Here is a 16,510-nt window from a genome sequence, read left to right on the forward strand (position 1 = left end):
CTCAATCCCTGCCTTTGAAATATTTCATGACTTCCTTGGAATGCGTCGTCTGGATAAATAAGATAACCCGATCGCCGGCCATCAGCGCCGACTGGCCGTTTGGAATAAAGGCGTCTTCGCCGCGCACGTAAGCGCATACCAGGCATTCCCTGGGCAGCCGGACGTCCATCAGGCGCTTGCCCGCTACGGGCGCGCCGTCCTGCACGATGACTTCAACGGCTTCGGCCTTGGCCCCTTCGAGCAGCGATACGGACACGACGCCGCCGCGGCGGACGAAAGCCAATACTTCGCTGGCCGACAAGAGGCGCGTAGACAATACGATGTCGACGCCGACCTTTTCCATCAGATCCGTATATTCAGCCCGCGACACGCGGACGATGGTCTTCTTCGCGCCGAAATGCTTGGCAATCAGAGCTAGCATGAGGTTCAGCCGGTCGTCGTCGGTAATGCACACGACGACGTCTGCTTCAGCGATGCCTTCCTGCTCCAGCAGGTTCAGGTCCGTGCCGTCGCCGCAGATAGCGATGCCGTTGTCCATTTTTTCCGCCGCCAGCAGGCACCGTTCCCTGTTTTTGTCGAAAATTTTAACCTGCACGCCCTGCTTGTCCAGCATGGGGGCCAGAAAGCGCCCCGTCCGGCCGGCGCCGATGATGATGGCCCGCTCTACCCGCTTCGTGTCGCTCTGGACGAAATTGACGCTGAATTTCTCAATCGCCTTGGGATCGCCGATAAAGTAGGCGTTGTCATGAGGCAGGAGCTGGTCGTCGCCGTGGGGGATGATCATGCGGTGGTCCCGGAAAATCATGCCGACCAGTATGGACGGCGGAATTTCCAAATCCTTAAAGGGAATATTGACTAAAGGCGAATGGCGGCGCACCTTCGTTTCAAACAGGCGCACCTTGCCGTTGGCGAAATCTTCTACGTTCAGCGCCGCCGGCGTCATGATGATGCGGTTGATTTCCTGGGCCGTAATCAGCTCCGGGTTCAGCATCAAATCGATATCGAAATTTTCTTTTAAGTAATCCTTTGCTTCCGATAAAAACTGCATGTCCCGAATGCGGGCCGCTGTATAGGTAATGCCGTGCTTCTTGGCCAGAATGCAGGCCACCATATTGACCTCGTCGATAGCTGTCGCCGCGACGAGGACGTCCGAGCCTTGTATATCGGGATTGTTCATCGTAATCGGGCTGGCGCCGTTGGCATGGACGGTCAGGACGTCTAAGGTATTTTTGACGACTTCCAGCCGCTCCTCATCGTGGTCTACGACGACGACGTCGAACTGCTCGTTTGACAACAGCTCGGCAATACTGTATCCCAGCTTGCCGGCGCCAACAACTACTATGCGCATATGCTCACCTCTGTGCTATACGTAGATATCGTGAAATAATCGCGCCGCTTTGATTATAGCAGCACATTAGGCAGTGTATGGTATACTATTACTGTACCCACTGTCTACGCTACTATATCATAAAAGAAGTGCCGTGGCTAGGAGAGAACAGATAATCGCCGGAAAATTTACATGGATAGGCCCGTATCTCTAGCAACGGCAAGTTAAATATGATAAAATTAATTGTTTGTTATAGCATGTAAAAATTATGAAACAAGAGGAGTATCATGGCTAATAAGTTCGTATCGGGGACCTTGATTCTGACGCTTTCCGGCTTTGTCGTCAAAGCCATCGGCAGCATCAACTGGATTATCTTATCCCGTATTCTCGGCGGCGAAGGCATCGGCATTTACCAAATGGCCTTCCCTATTTATCTGCTGGCACTGGACGTATCCAGCGCCGGCCTCCCTATCGCCATTTCCATCATTACGGCGGAAAAGGTAGCGAAGCAGGACTATCTCGGGGCGCAGCGCATCTTCCGCGTATCCTTGTCCATGCTGTGCACGACGGCGTTATTTCTCAGCATTCTCATGTTCTTCGGTGCGGAATTCCTCATCGACGAACAGATCATCCGTGAAAGCCGGGCCTATTATTCGCTCATCGCCTTAGCGCCGGCCATCTTCTTCACGACGGTCATCGCCGGCTACCGCGGGTATTTGCAGGGCTGGCAGCAAATGACACCGACGGCCCTATCTCAAATCGTAGAGCAGCTGGTCCGCGTCGTCGTCATGCTCGGCTTTGCGGCCCTGCTCCTGCCTTACGGCCTCGACTACGCCGCAGGCGGCGCCAGCTTGGGCGCGGGCGCAGGCGGTCTGGCAGCCTGGCTCGTCTTAATTTATTACTATTATAAGCTGAAGCGCTCCCTGCCCTCAGACGGCCCCGTATATCCGAAGGAAGACATCAGGCATATTTTAAAGCGCCTCGTCGTCCTGGCCGTGCCCATTTCCTTATCGAGCATCATGCTTCCCGTCGTGTCGAACCTGGATTTGCTCATCGTCCCCCGCCGTCTGGAAGTCGCCGGATACGCTACGGCCCAGGCAACGGAATTGTTCGGCTATCTGACAGGCATGTCCGTGCCGCTCATCAACTTGGCGACGATCTTGACGGCGGCCATGGCCATGAGTCTCGTGCCGGCCATCAGCCACAGCTTTACGCTGAAAAATTTCGACGAAATATACGAACGCACGGCCAGCGCTATGCGTATCTCCTTCCTCGTGACGATTCCCTTCAGCGTCATGCTCTACGTCATGGCCGAGCCCGTCGTCACCTTTATTTACAATGCGCCGGCTGCGACAGACGCGACGAGAGCCGTTGCCATCGCCATTTGCTTTCTCGGCCTGCATCAAATCACGACGGCTATCCTCCAGGGCTTAAAGAAGCCTAAAATCCCGGTCATCAACATGGCCGTAGCCTGCGTGGCCAAGGTGGCCTGCAACTGGTTCTTAGTCGCTATTCCGGCCTTCGGCATCACCGGCGCATCCTATGCGACTGTAGCCGACATCGGCGTCGCTGCCGCCCTGAACCTGTTTTTCATCTACCGCCATACGGGCTATATCATTCACGCCAATATCATCGTAAAGAACGTCGTTTCTGCCGCCATTATGGGCGTCATCATGTATTTCGTCTACGATTTCCTCTATCTGCACATCGGCCTGTTCCTCAGCCTCTTCCTGACCTGCCTGTTAGGCTCGGCAATCTACATTGGCCTCATGGCCCTGACCGGCGGCGTAACCAGAGAAGACGCCGCAAAGATGCCCTTTATCGGCCGGTTCTTTTAAACAGTATATCTCATCAATCAAACCCATCAGTAGATGATACGTCCCCTCTTTACTGGACACCCCAGTAAGGAGGGGACTTTTTATGCGTTATCCCTATAAATTTAAGAGAACCTGTGTAAACTTATATTGAAAAGGAGGCTGGCCCCCGCACCGAAGAACTAAACACCCGGCAAATTTATAAAACGATCCGGGAATAGTTCCGCATGGAAAAAGCACGATATCTCGAATTGATTTGCTTGGGATTCTAATGGCGCCGCCCTGAATGCGGCCGGTGTTCTGCACAACCCCTGCCTGAATTTGGACCGTCTTTCCCTGCAGTACGCCGCTGTTTTCCACAGCTTCCTTCGTATCCATTCCGAGATTCTTGGCGCATCCTCTGAAACAAGGTCGGCATTTTCAGCAATATTGTCCATAAGAAATCCTAACTGCAATCCAGCATTCACTTTGCTGCCGACAGTTTTAGAAAGTACACTCACTTGGCTGTTGTAGAAATACTCTTCTCAACCGTGATTTGTGTCAATTTTTCACTAGCCTTAGCAGCTGCCAAGGCAGCTACTTTTTTAACATTTCCCATATACCACTGAAAAGTTCTCGCCTGATCCGTGCGGATAATGATTCGGTAACTTTAACTATACATTTCTATCATATACGCAAAACACGGAGGCAGCAAGTTTTCTGCACTTGCTGCCTCCGTGTTTTATATTCAGATGCCGAACCTTCTATCCTGCATCTATGATTCAGTTGGTGGGCCCACCTGGATTTGAACCAGGGACCAACCGGTTATGAGCCGGGGGCTCTACCGCTGAGCTATAGGCCCTAAAGGTAAGGTAAAACCCTTACCAAATAATTATACGATAAGAAAATAGACTCGTCAAGTTAAGGATTAAAGAAAATCTTTAATCTTTTCCCGCTTGCCCCAATTGCGCAGCTTGCTGAGAGCCTTGCCTTCAATCTGGCGGATTCGTTCGCGCGTGACGTTGAAATGCTGGCCTACTTCTTCCAGCGTTCTGGGGCGGCCGTCCTTCAAGCCGAAGCGCAGGTACAGTACCTTGCGTTCTCTGTCTGTTAGGCAGGAGAACACGTCTTCAATCTGCTCTTTCAGCAAAATAAAGGACGCAGCGTCGTCCGGGGCAATCGCTTCGGAGTCTTCGATAAAGTCTCCCAAATGGGAGTCTTCTTCTTCGCCAATAGGCGTTTCCAGCGATACCGGTTCCTGGGCAATCTTCATGATTTCCCGAACGCGTTCTACGGGAATATCCATCTTTTCGGCAATTTCTTCCGGCAGGGGCTCTCTGCCTTTATCCTGCAGGAGCTGACGGGAAATGCGGATGAGCTTATTAATCGTTTCGACCATGTGGACGGGAATACGTATCGTCCGGGCTTGATCGGCAATAGCCCGGGTAATGGCCTGGCGAATCCACCATGTTGCATAGGTACTGAATTTATAGCCCTTGCTGTAATCGAATTTGTCGACGGCTTTCAAGAGGCCCAGATTGCCTTCCTGAATGAGATCGAGGAACAGCATGCCTCGTCCTACGTACCGCTTGGCAATGCTGACGACGAGGCGCAGGTTCGCATCGGTCAGTTTTTTCTTGGCCATAGCTCCGGCCTTTAATTCTTCTTCCGTCGCATCGGGCGAATTGCCTCGCTCGATAGCCTGGGCCAACGCGATTTCTTCCGTCGCCGACAGGAGGGGTACCCGGCCGATTTCCTTCAGATACATGCGGACAGGGTCGTCGATATTAATGCCCTCGGGAACGCTTAAATCGACGTTGTGCAGATCGGGAACGGGTTCGCCGTCGTCGTCGACGTTGAGGTCGTCGTTGTCGTTCAGGGAATCGTCTTCGCCGATGATGTCGATGCCCTTATCAGCAAACAGCTCGTACATCTTGTCGATTTGTTCCGGCGACAGGTCGTCCTCTTCCATGACGTTCATGATTTCCGTATACGTGAGACAGCCTTTTTTCTGGCCCGTTTGGAGAAGCTGCTTAATGTGCTGCAGGACGATTTCACGGCGTTCTTGTTCGCTCATCTGCTTTGCCGGTTCTTTTTTCTTACTTGTTTTGCGTTTCGGCGCTTTCTTCGCTGTACTTTTCTTCGCGCCGGCTTTCTTTTCTATTGTATTTTCAACTGCATCTGTCGTTTTTACCATGACGTACAAGCTCCTTTCTCCTAAGACCACTTCTTGATTTCTTCGTTTATTCGCTTGCATGCTGCTAATTCTTCTATAACCCGCTGGTCGTTATTGCGGCTGTACGCAGTCGCTTTTTGGCTGTGCTCGATATACTGCTTCTGCAGCTCGGCTAAGCGGAACCGCCTGACATAATCCATCAGCACGGCTTCGTCCATAGGGACGTCCTGCAAAATCATAATCCGCGCTACTTCTTCCGCCTCTTCCGGCGTCAGGCGCTGCTGAATATCCGCTTTGGCATAGGCCCCCTGCGAGGCGTAGACGTCTAAAATAGTTTGATATATGCGGCGCCGGCGTTCATCCATAAAAAAGGCGATATCGATTTTCTGCCGGATGCGTTCGCATGCCGACGGTTTTTCCAACAAGAAGCGCAGAATATTTTCTTCCGCCACAGCCATGGAGCCTTGTCCACGGGCCGCCGCGTTTTCATGAAACACTGTCGGCGATATGACGACTTGCTGCTGGCCTAATTCCGGATGCTTAGCCACGTATTTATTAAATTCGCTGCGGACAGCTGTTTCATCAATTTGTATTTGTCTGGCCATTTTCTTTAAAAAGCCGTCTAACACGACCCGGTTGTCTACGGTCGCCACGACGGGAAGAACCATGGCCGTAATGGAAGATTTTCCTTCCAGCGTCGTGCCGTCGTATTGGCGCAGCGCCGTCTGGAGCATGTAGTCCAAGGCATTGGGAGCGTTGGCTACGGCTTCTTTAAATTTTTCCGGCCCGGCTGAATTAATATATTCGTCGGGATCCTTTCCCTGGGGCAGCGACACGACGCGTATCCGCATGCCCATGCCGCGGACGATTTCCATCGCCCGCAGCGTCGCCTGCCGGCCGGCGCCGTCCATGTCGTAGGACAGTACCAGCTCGTCGGCCTGCCGCTGCAGCAAACGGGCCTGCTCCGGCGTAAACGACGTGCCCAGAGAGGCTACGACGTTGCGTATGCCCTTGTCGTGAGCTGCTACGACGTCCATGTAGCCTTCGACGAGGACCGCCTTTCCCTCTTCATAAATGGCTTTGTGAGCCAGATCCATGGCAAATAATAAGCGGCGTTTATTAAATATAGGCGTTTCGGGAGAATTCAGGTATTTCGGCCGGCTGTCGTCCAGCACGCGGCCGCCGAATCCGACAATGCGGCTGCGGCCGTCCCGTATGGGAAAGATAACCCGATTGCGGAAGGCATCGTAAAAACGGCCGTTCTTTTCCTTCGCCAGTCCCAACAGCACCAAATCCTTTCCCGACACGCCTTTTTTCATAAAGGCGTCGGTCAGCTTGTTCCAGCTGTCCGGCGCGAAACCGAGCTTAAATTCCCGGATCGTCCCGTCGGATACGCGGCGCTTGTGAAAGTAGGCCAGTCCCGGTTCTCCGTAATGAGTTTTCGTCAGACAATTATGAAAAAAATTCCCGGCCATTTCATTGATTTGATACAAGCGGCCTGCCAGCCGTTCCCGTTCGATTTCCTCAGCCGACTTCTGGATTTCCGGCAGGGGGATATGAGCCCGCTCGGCCAGCATCGTCACGGCATCGGAAAAGGAAACGTGCTCCTGCATCATAATGAATTTAAATACGTCGCCCGAGGCATGACAGCCGAAACAATAAAAAAAACCTTTGTCAGCGGCGACGCTGAAAGACGCTGTTTTTTCACTGTGAAAAGGACAGCAGGCCCAGAAATTCCGTCCCTGGCGCTTCAGGGACACATACCCTGATATGACGCCGACGATGTCGTTGGCTTGCCGCACCTGTTCAATGAATTCACTGGAAAATCTCCTCACGCCAATCACCTGTACCTTTAATTATTCCGACGATAATATATTCTCTATGGCCCGGCCAAAATCCTTCTTTTATTTCCAAACCGCGAAAAAAACAGGAGACCTGCAAAAAATCCGCAACGCTCCTATCATAATACATTCCCTGCCCATCGGTCAACGTTCTTTTCCATTTAATTTTATTTGCAAATTGACGGGGGGAACCTAGAAATATATAGATTTATTTTTTACCATTTTGTATAATATAGATGAATAATCTTAGATTTGCATTAAAGGATGGTATAATGATTCATTTTACAGTAGGCCCGCTATCCAGGCCCACGAGCCTTCTCGGAGCGCTGCGCCATTTCGGCGTATCGTCGACGCTGCGCCGCCGCATCAAACGCAACGGCGTCTGCACTGTCAACGGCCAGATTGCTTCGACAACGCAGTTTGTCTATGAGGGCGACGTAGTCCGCGTCGACCTGCCTCAGGTCAATTCGTTTTCGCCCGAGCCCATCCCTTTGTCTATCGCCTACGAGGACGACTACCTCCTCGTCGTCGACAAGCCCGCAGGCCTGCTCATGCATCCGACGGCAGCCGTGCGGCAGGGTACGCTGGCCAACGCCGTGGCGTACTACTACGAGCAAAGCCGTCAGCACTGCTCGTATCACCCGATGCATCGCCTGGACAAGAATACGTCGGGTTTGTGCATGATTGCCAAGGAGCCGCAGGTACAGTCCCAATTCGATAAAAAAGAAACGGCCTATAAACGGCTGTACATGGCGTTGACGGAAGGCCGCTTTCCCAGCCCCTTCGCCACTGTCCGCAGCCCTATCGGCCGTTGCCCGGACAGCATCATTACCCGTCAGGTCATGGCCGGAGGAAAACCGGCCCATACGGATTTCACCTGCCTGGCCGCCGGCGACGCCTACAGCCTGGTCAGCGTCTGCCTGCACACGGGCCGGACCCACCAGATTCGCGTACACAGCGCCTACCTCGGGTATCCCTTGGTCGGCGACGACTTGTACGGCGGTTCACGGGCCCTCATGACGCGGCAGGCGCTGCACGCCTACGCCATGCAGTTCGTCCATCCCATGACGGGACAGCTTATTTCGGTCAATTCCCCCCTCCCTGCTGATATGGCGCGCCTTGTCAGCCAGGCCGGCTGGAATTACATATACGCAAGGCTTCATTAATTTCATTTATTTTTAGGAGGTATGCCAAATGCCATTAGTCGGAACCACAGAAATGTTTAAGAAAGCCTATGAAGGACACTACGCCATCGGAGCGTTCAACATCAACAACATGGAAATCGTTCAGGGCGTTACGGAAGCAGCTGCCGAACTGAAATCCCCTATTATTCTTCAGGCTTCGGCCGGCGCCAGAAAATATGCTAAACCGGCATATTTGAAACACCTCGTAGAAGCGGCTCTGGAAACGAACGACCTGCCCATCGCCCTTCACCTCGACCACGGCGCAGACTTTGAAACGTGCAAGGACTGCATCGACGGCGGCTTTACGTCGGTCATGATTGACGGCTCCAAGCATTCGTTTGAAGACAACATCGCCTTGACGAAAAAAGTCGTCGAATACGCTCACGCCCACGGCGTCGTCGTAGAAGGCGAATTAGGCCAGCTCGCCGGCATTGAAGACGACGTAAAAGTCGCCGCTCATGAAGCTTCGTATACCCGTCCGGAAGAAGTAGAAGAATTCGTAACCCGCACCGGCGTCGATTCCCTGGCTATCGCTATCGGCACCAGCCACGGCGCGTATAAATTCAAACCGGAACAGTGCACGCGCAACGAACAGGGCGTCCTAGTTCCGCCGACGCTGCGCTTCGACATCCTCGAAGAAGTTTCCAAACGCCTGCCCGGCTTCCCCATCGTACTGCACGGCGCTTCGTCCGTCGTTCCGGAATACGTTAAGATCATCAACTCCAACGGCGGCAACTTGGCCGACGCCATCGGCATTCCCGAAGACCAGCTCCGCAAAGCCGCTTCCATGGCAGTCTGCAAGATCAACATCGACTCCGACCTCCGCCTGGGCCTGACCGCCGGTATCCGCCAGCACATGGCGCAGCATCCCGATCATTTCGACCCGCGCCAGTACCTCACGGACGGCCGTCAGTTCGTTCATGACATCGTAGCGCATAAGATCAAATGCGTTCTCGGATCGGAAGGCAAAATCTAACTAAATTACAAAAATATATTGATTTTTAGCGCTCTATATGATAGAATACTTTCTAGTGTTCTTGTAATTTAGGGAGGTGAATCAATTGCCGCAAATTAAATCCAACATCAAATCCATGGAAAAGGACGCAGCTCGTCACGCAGCTAACTCCAGAGTAAAATCTTCCGTTCATACGGCTATCCGCCGCACGACTGAAGCAATTGCCGCTGGTGATGCCGACGCTGTAAAGAAAGCCTTTGATAAAGCAAGCAGTGTAATCGATAGCGCCGCTCAGAAAGGCGTTCTCCATAAAAACAACGCAGCTCGCAAAAAGTCCCGCCTGGCTGCTAAAGTCAACGCAATGGGAAAATAATGTAAATGCTGACAAGGCCCGCCGAATACGACGGGCCTTGTTTTTCTATTCTCAAGGAGGCCCTATGCAGTTCCCCCAGTTTTCACAGTTTAGACATTTTCTTATTTTATTTTTCCCCCTCCTATTCACGCAAGTAGCGCAAATAGGCACAAGCGTATTCAGCAGCATCTTCAGCGGCCAGGCCGGCACAGTCGATTTGGCCGGCGTCGCCGTCGCCGTCAACATCTGGGTGCCCATCTTCGCCGGCGTCTGCGGCCTCTTTTTCGGCGTGTCGCCGATTATTTCCCAGCTGCGGGGAGCCCGCAAGGACAGCCGCATTCCCATGTATATCGCCCAGAGCTTGTATATCGCCGTCTTCTTTACCGTCGTCGCCATCGCTCTGGGCAGCCTCGTCCTGCCGCCCTTTCTCGACTTTATGGGACTGGAACCGGCTGTCCGCTACATTGCCGGCGAGTACCTGTTTGCTCTGGCCTTGGGCATTCTGCCTATGTTTCTCATGGCGACGATGCGCTACGTCGTCGACGCCCACGGCATGACTCACATTTCTATGGCCATCATCGTATTTCATATGGTCGTCACGGTACTCCTGTTCCGCCTCCTCATCTTCGGCGGACTGGGCATCGCTCCCATGGGCGGCATCGGCACGGGCTACGCCCTGACCATCGCCTCGTGGATCGCCTTCTTCATCTTTGCCGCCGTATTCCAATGGAAGGAGCCCTTTCGCTCCTATGCCATCTGGACGAAGCCCCGCCCCGTCAGCTGGGCCCACTGCTATCACCAGCTGCAGCTGGGCATCCCCATCTTCATCGCCGTTTTCTGCGAAACGAGCCTGTTCAGCATCGTCGGCCTTCTCATGGCCGAGTTTGGGACGTTGTATCTGGCGGCCAATCAGGCGGCTATCAGCTACGCCACGCTGACCTATACGATCCCCTGGAGCGTCAGCCTGACGGCGACTATCGTCATCGGCTACGAAGTAGGCGCTAAGAATTTCGTCGGCGCCCGCCAATACGCCCTCCTCTGCCAGATGACGGCCTTTGCCGTGGCAACGGTGACCATTACGGCGACGTACCTTTTTCTGGACCCGATCAGCAGCCTGTTTACCCACGATGCGGAGACCTTCGCGGCCATCCGCAATTTTCTCGTATACGCCATGGCCTTCGTCTTTCTCGACGCGGCCGGCACGCCTGTCCAGGGAATTTTGCGCGGCTACAAGGATGTCAAGGTCATTACGTACATCGCCTTCGTCACCTACTGGCTCATCAGTATTCCCCTGGGCTACGCCTGCGCCCATTTGACGCCGTACGGGCCGTACGGATACTGGCTGTGCTTCGTCATCAGCCTGATCATCAATTCCAGCGCCCTGAATTACCGCTTATGGCGTCACACAGCATTTCAACATTAAGGAGTGATTCTCATGCCAACAAATGAACAACTGGCCGTCTATGCCAATATCCTGCTGACCAAGGGCCTGAATCTGCAAAAGGGCCAAATCCTGGTCGTCAACGCCCCTGTCGAATCGAGCGCCTTCGTGACGATTTTAACCAAGGAAGCCTATACCTGCGGCGCGTCGCAGGTCGTATGCAACTGGCGCTGCGATGACACGACCCGTCTGCGCTATGAATACGAATCGCAGGAACAATTTGAAACGTTCCCCGACTGGCGGCGCGAATTCAGCTTATCCTATTACCGCCAAAACGCCGCTTTTTTGAGCCTCATTTCGGCCAATCCCTACCTCATGAGCGTCATCGACACGAAGAAGATCTTTGCCTGGCAGAAAGCGCAGAATGAAGCCTTAAAAGAATATATCGACGGCATGATGGCCTCCAAGACGACGTGGCTCGTCGCCGCCGTTCCCAGCAAGGTCTGGGCATCCATTTTATATCCCCAATTGGAAGACGATGCAGCTTATAACGCCTTGTGGAACCAGATTCTCCAGTCGTCCCGCGCCGACGGAGCCGATCCCCTGGCGGACTGGGACGCTCATCTCGCCAACCTGGCAGCCCGCCGTCAGTGGATGACGGAGCAGCATTTCTCTGCGCTGCGCTATACGAACTCCCTCGGCACAGACCTGACGATCCGCCTTCCGGAGAAGCATATCTGGCAGGGCGGCGCAGAAACATCTGCCAGCGGCATCTCCTTCAACGCCAATATCCCGACGGAAGAAATCTACACGGCTCCCTGCGCCGACGGCGTAGACGGCGTCGTATACAGCACAAAGCCCTTGGTTTATAACGGCAACGTCATCGACAAGTTCCGCCTCGTATTTAAAGACGGCAAGGTCGTCGAAGCCCATGCCGAAACAGGCGACGACGTCCTGCAGAAGCTCGTCGCCATCGACGAAGGAGCGGGCCGCCTCGGCGAAGTCGCCCTCATTCCCTACCATTCGCCCATTTCCCTATCGAATATCCTCTTTTATGAAACCTTATTCGATGAAAACGCGTCGTGCCACTTAGCGCTCGGCGCGTCCTATCCGACCTGCCTGGCCGGCGGAGCGGAAATGACGAAGGAAGAAACGGCGCAGGCCGGACTGAATGATTCCATGATTCACGTCGATTTCATGGTCGGCTCGCCGGATCTGTCCATTACAGGCATCAAAGCCGACGGCAGCGAAGTACCCGTCTTTCTGCACGGCGACTGGGCAGAATAACGGCTCACGCCACCCTTGTATCAGCACAAATCCCCTCGTTACCTATCTCGGTACCGAGGGGATTTTTCATATTCCAATACAAAAAAATGCTCTCTTGCAGCGGGCAATCGCACCGTCCACGCAAGGGGGCATAAAAGAGCATATCGGAAGTTTTCGGTATGTTCTTAGCCTCTGTAGGAAAGATTATTCGATTCCACTTCGTCAGGAGCCGTCCTGACATGGCCTTCTACAAACGTCCCGTCCTCTTTGATATACGGCCGGACAGTCACCGTAGGCTCGTCGGCATAGGGATTTATGTAAGAGGAATGGTTGATGTGAGTCCCGTGCACGGCATCATAAGATATTCCGGCGCCGGGATATACGGTAATGCCGCTGTGGACAGCATCAGGAGTTACCCCATCGGGATATATATGAGGCCGTACAACGATGCCATCGTGAACGATATCAGGAGAAGCCGCAGTTCCTGGATATACAGCAGGACGGACTGCGACGCCGCCGTGGACGATGTCTGGAGCCGGCGGGGCATCGGGATATACGTCGGGACTTACGACTACGTCGCCGTGAACGACGGGGATTTTTAAGAAAGGCAAGACAAAGGCAATGACCAACAGCGGTACCAAGCCCATAATGCCGAAGGCCTGCGTCGTCGTATAGCCCATCCGATACAGCTGTTTCAATATGACATGCAGCACGAGGACTGCTGCAGCAGCTAGGGCATACGTCGTATAGCCGAGAAGGCCTATATGGGACGCGCCAAAGGCTGCGAGAACGCCGTACACATAGGCCCCGGCCAAAATAGCGTACATATTTCGGATGATAAACCGTATGCGCATTATAAAAAATACGACGGCCAGTATAAAGGCCACAGGAGCCAAAAAGGGAAAGAGGACGCACAGCCCGCCGATTATCACGGCCAGGACGACGATCATCTTCAGTACCTGAAAGGACGTGACCAAAAAGAATACCAAAGCGGCGCCTGCCGCAAACAGCGGCGACGTACCGGCCAGGACGAGGGCGATAAAATACAGCACTAAAAAGCCTGCGTGCATCGTCTTGTTCATAGTCGTTCCTCCTGACGGAATTACGCGTCTTCGTACAAATCAATCGTCCGCTCTACAAATCCCTTATACTGCTCGTACTTCTGCCGGATGTCCGTATACGCATAATGATGGTACATAGGCATCTGCTTCACTTGCCTGAAAAAGGTATGGAAGCATTCAACCAATTTTTTATTCGCTACGACGTAAAACGGGCATACCGATTCGCGAATATACTGAGGATTTTTCTTAAAAAAAGCGGCCGTATAATTGGAATAAAAGGATAAATTCGTCACCTGATATTCCGACATTTCCATGGAGGCCTGAATGACGCCTACGGTAATTTTCGGATTTTTTTCCATAATATCCAGCGCATGCTGCAGGTGCATCTTGCGATACGGAGCCTTCATCTTGAATTCCTTATCGGTAAAAAACATATATCCCGTTTCGATATAACGGATAATCGACGTCATCGGCAGCATAAATTCCACTTCGCCTGAGGCCATCATTTCATCCCACATGATCTGCAGCTGTCCGATCTGCCTCGTCACCTGCTTCGACGCCTTGATTTCCGTCAAAAATTCAGAAACGGCCTGCGGCGGCAGCAGGAAATCGACGCCGTTTGTCAGGAAAAAGAAATATTTGTCAGACGAATAAAAGGCCGTCCGAAACCCGATATCCTCGATTCCCAAGGTTTTCACCGGGGCCAGCGCTGCCTGCTGGTTGGCAAAGCCGACGTAAAATCGGTTATAAATATCCTGCACCAGGGCCGCGTCGGAAATATAGGTACAAATGCCGATACTGCGCTCTCCCTGCAGGGAATATTGAATAACGAACTCATTTTCCATGATGATCGTATTGCCCTGCTTTAAGACGTCGGAATGATACAGCTTAAACTCGTAATTCAGGTATTTTCCCAGAATAATGTACAGCTGCTCCGTATATTTCGTATCGCGGGACAATTTTTCCAAATCGATGCCGACGTGAATCGTAATGTGCGGCGCCGTCTCATTGGGAAATTCCAGAAATTTCCAGAAATCAATGTCCAGCAGCGTGCAGAAATCGCCTAAAATCAGCAGGTTGCTTCCCTCTTTGGCGTTCTGCACCTTTTCCTTAAATACTGTATTCATAAATAGAAAGACATCGTGATTCCCCGTAATGACCTTCGCCGGCACGGCAGCTTCCTGCCGGTGGCGGCCGTGATGCTTCATGGAAAACCGATAGGAGGCGCTTAACTGCTGCAATATTTCAAACTCCGCCGTTTCTCGCGTCACAGGGACAGCAAACAATGTACTCAGTTCGTCAATCTGCCCGTTGGTTATGACTGATTCGGCGAAGCACTTAGCCAGTTTTTCATTGATCTGCTCGATATATTTCGTCGCCGGCAATTTTACGCCGTTCACCCACTTGCTGATATAGGACACGTCGTATCCCGTTATGTTCGCCAAGACTAAATTCTTCGTTTCCGTTATCGTAATCAGTTTTTTCAATATCACTGCATATTCTTCAGATACCAAGCAAATACCCCCTCGTTATGGCATATTGCTATGCTACCATGTTTTTCATGGCATGACAAGAATGAAAGGCATGTCATGAGGAATAGTTATGCAATATTACTGAAAATAAAAATTGCCCGATATACGCAGCAAATTACAGCGTATATCGGGCAATTTTATCGTTCCATATTTATTTATTATGAAGAATCTTTATAAGAAATGAATTTTTTTCATACGGATTCTTACTGACACTTAGCCATCAGGTGTTTGGCCTTTATATACTGGTCGATGCCGACAGCCACTTTCTTCCCTTCGCGCATAGCCAATACGACGGTTGCCGGTTTATGGACGATGTCGCCGGCGGCGAATACACCGGTCTGGCTGGTCATGCCGTACGGTTCGTCCTTCGTGAAGATGTAACCGTCACCGTTCATGTCGACGCTGAACTGGCGCATGCAGTCCAATTCCGGCCGGTTGCCGATAGCGGCGATGATTTTATTAGCCGGCACGACGCCGAATTCTCCTGTCGGCACCATCGTGGCGTCTTCCAAAATCTGCTGTTTTTCGTACTGCAGGCCTTCTACATGGTCCTGACCTACGACGGCCTTCGGAGCCGAGTAGAATTTAAAGGCGACGCCGTCAGCCTTCGCAGCTTCATATTCCGAGGGCAGGCACTTCATGTTCTTTTCTGCGCGGCGGTATACGATAGTGACGTTGGCTTTCAGGCGCAGGGCCGTGCGGGCCGCGTCGATAGCCACGTTGCCGGCGCCTACGACGATGACGTCGTCTCCGGGCTGAATCGGCAAGTCTTCCTGCTTCGCCTGGCCGAGCTGTACCTGCTGAACCTGGGTCAGGAAATGCTGCGCGTCGACGACGCCGTCGACCGTATCGTTTTCAACGCCCAAATTCCAGCCTACAGGCGCGCCGGTAGCGATGAAGACGGCTTCATATCCTTCGGCAAACAAGTCGCTGATTTGTTTGTCCGCGCCGATTTTCGTATTGAATTGGAAGACGGCGCCCAGCTGCTGCAGGTATTCCATTTCCCGGTATACGTGCTTTTTATGCAAACGGAACGAAGGAATGCCGAACATGAGCATACCGCCCGGCTCGGAAGCGCTTTCAAAAATCGTTACGTCGTACTGCCGGCTAAGCAGCTCGTGGGCGGCAGCCAATCCGGCAGGGCCGCTGCCGATTACGGCGACCTTAGCAACGGCGTCGCCCTTTTTAGGAACGGGCAGCAATTCGCCTTCGAAGCATTTATCGGCTACAAAGCGTTCCAGCTTGCCGATTTCAACGTGTTTTCCCTTTTTGCCCAATACGCAGGCCCCTTCACACTGCTTTTCCCACGGGCAGACGCGGCCGCAGATGCCGGGCAGACAGCTGTTGTGCGCGATGTGTTCGGCAGCTTCGCCGATGTTGCCCTGAGCCAGCGCATGAATAAACTGGGGAATTTCATTGTTGATAGGACAACCCTTACGGCACTGCGGAACGGCGCAGTTCAGGCAGCGGCGCGCTTCTTCGACGGCTTCTTTCAAGCTGGCGAAATCGGCGCTTTCCAACGGTTCCTGTTCAAATCCCAAGACGTCTTTATACTCTACCATAGTTTCTCATCCTTTGCTTTTTAATAGTATACACCACGTATAGTATACAACATTTTGACAAAAAAAGTCATCCCGAAACA

The 16,510-nt window shown here is 52.7% G+C and carries 12 protein-coding genes and 1 tRNA gene; 6 read left to right on the plus strand and 7 right to left on the minus strand.

Annotated elements, in window-relative coordinates; genetic code table 11:
- Position 1: 1 nt before the first annotated feature.
- Positions 2-1,348 carry a Trk system potassium transporter TrkA gene (trkA, locus tag B5F80_RS01355; RefSeq protein ID WP_087477023.1) on the minus strand — a complete coding sequence of 449 codons (1,347 nt, stop codon included), beginning with the start codon at positions 1,346-1,348 and terminating at the stop codon, positions 2-4.
- A 266-nt stretch (positions 1,349-1,614) separates the two neighbouring features.
- On the opposite strand from trkA, the gene B5F80_RS01360 reads away from it, so the two are divergent.
- Positions 1,615-3,165: a polysaccharide biosynthesis protein gene (locus B5F80_RS01360; RefSeq protein WP_087477024.1), complete on the plus strand. Its 1,551-nt coding sequence runs from the start codon at positions 1,615-1,617 to the stop codon at positions 3,163-3,165.
- A gap of 742 nt (positions 3,166-3,907) precedes the next feature.
- Here the strand turns inward: B5F80_RS01360 and B5F80_RS01370 are convergent.
- The 3 genes from B5F80_RS01370 to dnaG form a co-directional block, all read right to left on the minus strand.
- Positions 3,908-3,982, minus strand: a tRNA-Ile gene (locus B5F80_RS01370).
- A gap of 66 nt (positions 3,983-4,048) precedes the next feature.
- Positions 4,049-5,197, minus strand: coding sequence for an RNA polymerase sigma factor RpoD (rpoD, locus tag B5F80_RS01375; RefSeq protein ID WP_198643488.1), 1,149 nt, complete (start codon positions 5,195-5,197; stop codon positions 4,049-4,051).
- A 140-nt stretch (positions 5,198-5,337) separates the two neighbouring features.
- The gene (gene dnaG / locus B5F80_RS01380) at positions 5,338-7,131 is read right to left on the minus strand and encodes a DNA primase (protein WP_087477026.1); all 1,794 of its coding nucleotides are present in this window, start codon (positions 7,129-7,131) and stop codon (positions 5,338-5,340) included.
- A gap of 278 nt (positions 7,132-7,409) precedes the next feature.
- Here dnaG and B5F80_RS01385 point away from each other — a divergent pair, with 278 nt between their 5' ends.
- The 5 genes from B5F80_RS01385 (at position 7,410) to B5F80_RS01405 (ending at position 12,296) form a co-directional block, all read left to right on the plus strand.
- On the plus strand, positions 7,410-8,303 hold the full coding sequence (locus B5F80_RS01385) for an RluA family pseudouridine synthase (protein WP_204246313.1): 894 nt from the start codon (positions 7,410-7,412) through the stop codon (positions 8,301-8,303).
- Positions 8,304-8,331: 28 nt separating this feature from the next.
- The gene (gene fba / locus B5F80_RS01390) at positions 8,332-9,297 is read left to right on the plus strand and encodes a class II fructose-1,6-bisphosphate aldolase (RefSeq protein ID WP_087477027.1); all 966 of its coding nucleotides are present in this window, start codon (positions 8,332-8,334) and stop codon (positions 9,295-9,297) included.
- Positions 9,298-9,382: 85 nt separating this feature from the next.
- Entirely contained in the window at positions 9,383-9,649 is a 267-nt protein-coding gene (gene rpsT, locus B5F80_RS01395; protein WP_087477028.1) for a 30S ribosomal protein S20, read from the plus strand.
- A gap of 64 nt (positions 9,650-9,713) precedes the next feature.
- Positions 9,714-11,051 (plus strand): MATE family efflux transporter, encoded by a 1,338-nt coding sequence (locus tag B5F80_RS01400; RefSeq protein ID WP_087477029.1) that lies wholly within the window; start codon positions 9,714-9,716, stop codon positions 11,049-11,051.
- A 12-nt stretch (positions 11,052-11,063) separates the two neighbouring features.
- Positions 11,064-12,296, plus strand: a complete 1,233-nt coding sequence (locus B5F80_RS01405; protein ID WP_087477030.1) for an aminopeptidase — start codon at positions 11,064-11,066, stop codon at positions 12,294-12,296.
- A 164-nt stretch (positions 12,297-12,460) separates the two neighbouring features.
- Here the strand turns inward: B5F80_RS01405 and B5F80_RS01410 are convergent, their stop codons facing one another.
- From B5F80_RS01410 to B5F80_RS01420, 3 genes are all read right to left on the minus strand, one after another.
- Complete coding sequence (locus B5F80_RS01410) at positions 12,461-13,357, minus strand: hypothetical protein (RefSeq protein ID WP_087477031.1); 897 nt, start codon at positions 13,355-13,357, stop codon at positions 12,461-12,463.
- A gap of 20 nt (positions 13,358-13,377) precedes the next feature.
- Positions 13,378-14,850: a hypothetical protein gene (locus B5F80_RS01415; RefSeq protein ID WP_087477032.1), complete on the minus strand. Its 1,473-nt coding sequence runs from the start codon at positions 14,848-14,850 to the stop codon at positions 13,378-13,380.
- A gap of 221 nt (positions 14,851-15,071) precedes the next feature.
- On the minus strand, positions 15,072-16,430 hold the full coding sequence (locus B5F80_RS01420; RefSeq protein ID WP_087477033.1) for an FAD-dependent oxidoreductase: 1,359 nt from the start codon (positions 16,428-16,430) through the stop codon (positions 15,072-15,074).
- Between the last annotated feature and the right edge of the window lie 80 nt (positions 16,431-16,510).

Origin of the sequence: Megasphaera sp. An286 (assembly GCF_002163455.1) — a bacterium.
GTDB lineage: Bacteria > Bacillota > Negativicutes > Veillonellales > Megasphaeraceae > Megasphaera > Megasphaera stantonii.

Excerpts from the sequence above, each read along its gene's own strand:
- B5F80_RS01405 (WP_087477030.1), top strand. The coding sequence starts at position 11,064 with ATGCCAACAAATGAACAACTGGCCGTCTATGCCAATATCCTGCTGACC.
- B5F80_RS01420 (WP_087477033.1), bottom strand. The coding sequence starts at position 16,430 with ATGGTAGAGTATAAAGACGTCTTGGGATTTGAACAGGAACCGTTGGAA.
- B5F80_RS01400 (WP_087477029.1), top strand. The coding sequence starts at position 9,714 with ATGCAGTTCCCCCAGTTTTCACAGTTTAGACATTTTCTTATTTTATTT.
- fba (WP_087477027.1), top strand. The coding sequence starts at position 8,332 with ATGCCATTAGTCGGAACCACAGAAATGTTTAAGAAAGCCTATGAAGGA.
- rpoD (WP_198643488.1), bottom strand. The coding sequence starts at position 5,197 with ATGAGCGAACAAGAACGCCGTGAAATCGTCCTGCAGCACATTAAGCAG.
- trkA (WP_087477023.1), bottom strand. The coding sequence starts at position 1,348 with ATGCGCATAGTAGTTGTTGGCGCCGGCAAGCTGGGATACAGTATTGCC.
- B5F80_RS01360 (WP_087477024.1), top strand. The coding sequence starts at position 1,615 with ATGGCTAATAAGTTCGTATCGGGGACCTTGATTCTGACGCTTTCCGGC.
- B5F80_RS01385 (WP_204246313.1), top strand. The coding sequence starts at position 7,410 with ATGATTCATTTTACAGTAGGCCCGCTATCCAGGCCCACGAGCCTTCTC.
- B5F80_RS01410 (WP_087477031.1), bottom strand. The coding sequence starts at position 13,357 with ATGAACAAGACGATGCACGCAGGCTTTTTAGTGCTGTATTTTATCGCC.